4 protein-coding genes are annotated in these 5,934 nt (G+C 42.5%); all 4 read left to right on the top strand.

Annotation, left to right across the window (positions count from 1 at the left end; genetic code table 11):
- On the top strand, positions 1–350 hold a 350-nt coding region (locus tag CK510_RS24965), incomplete at its 5' end, for a dTDP-4-dehydrorhamnose 3,5-epimerase family protein (RefSeq protein ID WP_143289425.1).
- 433 nt (positions 351–783) lie between these two features.
- Positions 784–2,094: an NAD(P)H-dependent oxidoreductase gene (locus CK510_RS24960; RefSeq protein WP_095724249.1), complete on the top strand. Its 1,311-nt coding sequence runs from the start codon at positions 784–786 to the stop codon at positions 2,092–2,094.
- Positions 2,095–2,392: 298 nt separating this feature from the next.
- A complete protein-coding gene (locus CK510_RS24955) occupies positions 2,393–3,493 on the top strand; it encodes a glycosyltransferase (RefSeq protein ID WP_095724248.1) in 1,101 nt (366 codons plus the stop codon).
- A 25-nt stretch (positions 3,494–3,518) separates the two neighbouring features.
- On the top strand, positions 3,519–5,759 hold the full coding sequence (locus CK510_RS24950) for a GumC family protein (protein ID WP_095724247.1): 2,241 nt from the start codon (positions 3,519–3,521) through the stop codon (positions 5,757–5,759).
- Positions 5,760–5,934: the final 175 nt, after the last annotated feature.

Below are 5,934 nucleotides of genomic sequence, written 5' to 3'. Positions count from 1 at the left end.
AACTAGTACGCTGTACCAAAGGGGCAATCTACGACGTAATTATCGATATGCGTCCAGATTCTCCAACCTTTTTACAACACTTTGGTGTCGAACTCACCGCAGATAATCATCGCGCATTCTATATTCCCGAAATGTTTGCCCACGGCTATCAAGCGCTGACAGATGAAGCGGAAGTCGTTTACCAAGTCGGCGAATTTTATACCCCTGGTTATGAGCGTGGCTTACGTTACGATGACCCATTTTTCAATATTCAATGGCCCCTCGAAGTCACAGAAATTTCTGAAAAAGACACGAATTGGCCTCTACTGCGGATGATGTCAGTTGGTGGCGAATTATCCCAGGTAAGTTGATATTACAAAACAAGTCATCAACTTGTCTTGTTATTATTCGATATAGCTAAATCACCAGCTAATTACCGATAATTTAGAAGTGAAGAATTGAGGGTGGGTGCATGTTCCTAAATGTTTTACACTGCATTGGTAATGTTATTTATTTGTTAGATAAAAAATAGCGATCGCACTAAAAGCATTATCCCCCACCTCAGTCGCGATACGCCTTTGGCGTTAAGCTCTGCTTATCGCACCAAAATTATGCATGTTGATTGATATTGCCAGAGAAAAATTTGCACAAGTCCATCAGAATGCAGTAGAACAAAGATTGTCAGGTAAGAATAGGGAAAACACCTATCAGCAATTGTATCTTCAGATATCTCTTCCCAGAAGCTAGCGAGCGGTTATCGTTAACAAACAAGGCAAAATTTACTTTTACGGAGAAACAGATTCAATGATTATTGTCGATCGCGCCTTACAAGCCCGTCAGGAAGCTGGAAAACCCGTTCGAGTCGGAATGATTGGGGCTGGTTTTATGGGACGGGGAATTGCCAATCAAATTGCTAATTCAGTTCCCGGTATGGAATTGGTCGCAATCTCCAACCGCAACCTCGATGCGGCAAAGCGAGCTTATATAGAAGCAGGTATTGAAGATGTTAAAAATGTTACTACTGTCACTGAATTAGAAGACGCGATCGCAGGGCAAAAGTATGCAGTCACCGAAGACGCAATGCTGCTATGTCGGGCTGAGGGAATTGATGCTCTAATCGAAGTAACAGGTGCAGTTGAATTTGGTGCCCATGTAGTTATGGAAGCGATCGCTCACCACAAACACGTGGTGATGATGAATGCGGAACTCGATGGTACTATTGGAGCCATCCTCAAAGTCTACGCTGACAAAGCTGGGGTCATTCTCACAGCTTGCGATGGCGATCAACCAGGAGTTCAACTCAATTTATATCGTTTCGTTAAAAGCATTGGTTTGACCCCTTTGTTATGTGGTAATATCAAGGGCTTACAAGACCCATATCGCAACCCCACCACCCAAGAAGGATTCGCCAAACAGTGGGGACAAAAACCCAGTATGGTGACAAGTTTTGCTGATGGAACCAAAATATCTTTTGAGCAAGCGATCGTTGCTAACGCGACAGGGATGAAAGTAGCCAAACGCGGAATGCTGGGATACGACTTCCGAGGTCATGTCGATGAAATGACCACTATGTATGATGTCGAACAACTCAAAGAATTAGGTGGCATCGTTGATTATGTTGTCGGCACAAAACCAGGTCCAGGTGTATTCGTCTTTGGAACTCATGATGACCCCAAGCAGCAGCATTATCTCAATTTATATAAGCTAGGTGAAGGACCGCTTTATAGCTTCTACACACCTTATCACCTCTGTCACTTTGAAGTACCACTTTCGGTTGCCCGTGTCGTCCTCTTCCAAGACTATATTTTGACACCTTTAGGAAAACCATTCGTTGATGTTGTCACCACAGCCAAAATCGACCTCAAAGCTGGGGAAACATTAGATGGTATTGGTTATTACATGACCTACGGTCAGTGTGAAAATTCAGACATTGCCCTCCAACAAAAGTTACTGCCGATGGGATTGGCTGAAGGATGCCGTTTAAAACGGGATATTTCCAAAGACCAAGTTCTCACCTACGATGACGTAGAATTACCACAGGATAGGCTTTGTGACCAACTGCGAGCGAAGCAAGATGCACACTTTGCCACAGAAAAAATCATGGCAGCAGTGTAGATAGTGCTTGATTGAATTTCATGCAGTAATAGCGAATTATTTATATTTGGCTATGGAATTTTGAAATCTCTGTAAAAGTTGGGTTAACTGCCGCTTCAAATACTCCGAGTCACCATATCATAAATACATCGCTAGTTACTGCAAGCGGATTTCTTGATTTAGATTGCTATATTAAAACATCTGTTATCAAACGTTGATTACATGAGAACTTTCACAATTAATAATTGCCAGACATCTACTTCAGTAAGTTATTGCTTAGATTAAGATAAATTTTATACAAATTACTAGGGAAAGAAACATGAAAGTTGCTCTCGTCCATGATTATCTAACCCAGCGTGGTGGGGCAGAGCGTGTATTTGAGTTATTGTGCAAGCACTACCCTGAAGCTGATATATTTACATCTGTTTACGATTCCCAGGAAACGATTGACCTTGGAGATAGAATTGTTAACACAACATTTGTACAAAATATACCAGGTGCAGTTAAGTATTTTCGACTCATGGCACCTTTGTACTTTCCTGCCTTTCGTGCCTTAGACCTGCAAGATTACGATTTAATTATTAGCAGCAGCACCAGTTTTGCGAAAGCAGTACGTAAAAAACCAACAGCAAGGCACATTTGTTTTTGCCACAACGTCACTAGATTTCTGTGGGATACGGAAACTTATTTGCGTGAATATGGAGACTATCGCTACTTCGCTCCTTTGATCGAGCATATCTTTCAAATGATGCGTAATGTTGATTTAAAATATTCACAAGAACCAGACCTTTATATTGCAAATTCCAGCGTCGTTGCCCGGAGAATTAAGAGCATCTACGGCAAAAATGCCATCGTCATTAATTACCCAATCGATACGAGCAAGTTTTTGTTTAGCGATCGCAAAGAAGAATATTATCTAGCTTCAGCGCGGATGATTAGCTACAAACGGCTTGATATAATAGTCGAAGCTTTTAACTGGCTAGGGTGGAGACTGTTGATATCGGGGAATGGTCCAGAGCGGGAACGCTTGCAATCAAAAGCCTTGAAAAATGTCGAATTTATCGGACATGTGACCGATACAGAACGCACTCAGTTGTTTGCTAACGCTAAATCGGTTATCGTGGCAGCGTTAGAGGATTATGGATTAGTTCCAGTCGAAGCGAATGCGAGTGGAACCCCCGTGATTGCATTTGGAGCGGGTGGAGTTTTGGATACTCAAATACCTGGAAAAACAGGTGTATTTTTCAAACGACAAACCCCAGAATCCTTACAAACAGCCTTACTTGAATCCAGGGAAATCTATTGGAACTACGAAAATATCCGCAACCACGCGGTAATTAACTTTTCAGAAGAAGCATTTTTTGGCAAGGTCGAACAAGTCATCGATCAAGCTTGTAAATCATATCAATTATCAAATTGACTTAGTTCGCTGAGGGAAAGCAAACGTGATTCAAACCGCAGTCAATCCAGCCTTAAATTCATCTGCTGACAACGATCCTGGATATGGGCAGTTGTTAGCAGTTTTAGTACGTAGATTTCCTTGGTTCTTGGGGGTATTTCTGTCATCGATCGCGATCGCAGGTTTTATGACCAAAAGAACAGCACCGACTTACGAAAGCTCGATGCAATTTCTCGTTGAATCCAACTATCAAAGTCCAGGACAGGATAATGCTGCTGCCCAAAGCGATGCTAGCAGAGCAATCGACTCCATTTTTAAGATAGATACGGCAACCCAACTCAACCTGATGCGGAACACCGTACATATCGAAAAAGCCGTCCAGCAACTCAAAGACGAATATCCAACTCTTACAGTCGCCCAAGTTAAACGTTCGCTAGTATTGTCTCAGATTAAGGAAAAAGAAGATAATCTCGTCACGAAAATTTTCTTAATCCAGTATAAAGATACCGATGAACTTAGAACCCAGCGTGTTCTCGAAGTATTGCAAAAAGTCTATCTAGATTATAACAAAGAACAGCAGAAAGAACGTTTGAAAGATGGTTTGAAAGGTACCAACGAGCAGTTAGAGAAGGTAGGTAAAGAAGTCAAAGAATCGGAGTCGAGACTGCTACTATTTCGTCGAACCCAAAATTTGACCGATCCAGAAGTACAAGTAAGAACCCTCCAAGAATCTTTAAATACCGTCGAACAAGAACGAAAAAACGTTCGCGCTGAATACCAACAAGCGATCGCACGCTACGACTCATTACAAGGACAACTCAAGCGAACCCCACAAAATGCCCTGGTTTCAGCACGTCTAAGTCAGTCAGTTCGTTACCAGACATTACTCAACGAAATTCAAAAAACTGACCTAGCACTAGAAAAAGAACGCTTGCGGTTTACAGAAGAAGCTCCCAGCGTGAGAAAGCTAGTTGAAGAAAGACAGAGACAACAACTACTCCTGCAAAATGAAGCTGGGGCAACTTTGGGACAAAATGTCTCAGTCGCTGCGACAACAGTAGAAAATACCCAAAATCAAGGGAACGATAGCCAGATAGACTTAGCCCTTGCGGCTCAACTTGTCGAAAACCAAACGAGTATATTTGGTTTACGGGCAAAAGACCAAAGCCTTGGGGAAAAAGAAGAAGAGTTACGCAACAACTTGAAACGCTTCCCAGCACTTCTAGCAGAATTCAACCGTCTCAAACCTGCGGCAGATCGTACCCGCGAACGCTACGATACACTCTTGAAAACGGAACAGCAATTACGCCAGGAACTCGATAAAGGGCAATTTGACTGGAAAGTAGTCGAAAAGCCTCAAAAAGGTGATTTCATGGGTCCATTCCTCCAACAAAACCTTCTATTGGGTGGAGTAGTCGGATTAATTTTGGGTGGAATCACAGCAGCATTGCGGGAAGCTTCTGACGATTCGGTTCACACCACAGCTGAGTTAGAAAATATTATTGCTTTTCCCTTATTGGGCACAACCCCCAAATTACCACCTGCCAGAACCAGAGAATCCGTAATTAAATTACCATTTGGTCAACCAGAAGCCACAGCCCCTTGGACGATTCAAGTCTTGCAATCACCCCCACGTTGGGAATCTTTGGATTTGATTTACAAGAATATTGAACTTCTGAATACGGTTTCCTCCCTGAAATCCCTGATGATTACTTCGGCTTTACCCGATGATGGGAAATCAGCTTTGGCTTTAGGACTAGCAATGAGCGCTGCCCGGTTGCACAAACGGGTGCTATTGATTGACGCAAATCTCCGGGAACCCAGTTTACACAAGCAACTCAACCTTCCCAACGAACAAGGACTTTCGAGTTTATTGGCAAGTGATAGTGATTTGAGCAGCCAAATTAGCCTGCAATCATCGGGTTCATCGTTTATTGATATTCTCACTTCCGGACCAATACCAGCCGATCCAGCCAATCTCCTGAGTTCTCCTCGGATGAAACAGTTAATGGCTGCATTTGAAGAGAACTACGATTTGGTAATCGTTGATGCACCTCCAGTTTTGGGACTTGTTGATGCTTTACTTGCTGGTTCGTCTTGTCGCAGCACTGTGATGGTGGCAAGTATTAGTCACGTTACCCGTAGCCAATTATCCCAGGCTACAGCAATGCTAGCTAAGTTGAACTTAATTGGGGTTGTCGCTAATGGAGTTTCAAGTTCGTCAAGTACTTATATTCCTTATCCAAGGCAGCATCAATTTGCTCTCCAACAAGGGGGAGAGAAATAACATCCCATAGTTTGAGATGAAAATGAAGGCGCGGAGCGTTTTTACCACTACTAGATTAAAATTGAATTTAGTAAGGGTAATTTCCGCGCGATCGCTCAAATATTCGACTTTGTTAAATTGAAGTCTGAAATCAGCAATATCTTGGGCTTTCTCAATAAGTTGGGAATATTAATGT

Origin of the sequence: Brunnivagina elsteri CCALA 953, assembly GCF_002289455.1 — a bacterium.
Lineage (GTDB): Bacteria > Cyanobacteriota > Cyanobacteriia > Cyanobacteriales > Nostocaceae > Brunnivagina > Brunnivagina elsteri.
This window is presented reverse-complemented; position numbering and strand designations above follow the sequence as displayed.

Coding starts and splice junctions, on each gene's coding strand:
- CK510_RS24960 (WP_095724249.1), top strand. CDS start 784: ATGATTATTGTCGATCGCGCCTTACAAGCCCGTCAGGAAGCTGGAAAA.
- CK510_RS24955 (WP_095724248.1), top strand. CDS start 2,393: ATGAAAGTTGCTCTCGTCCATGATTATCTAACCCAGCGTGGTGGGGCA.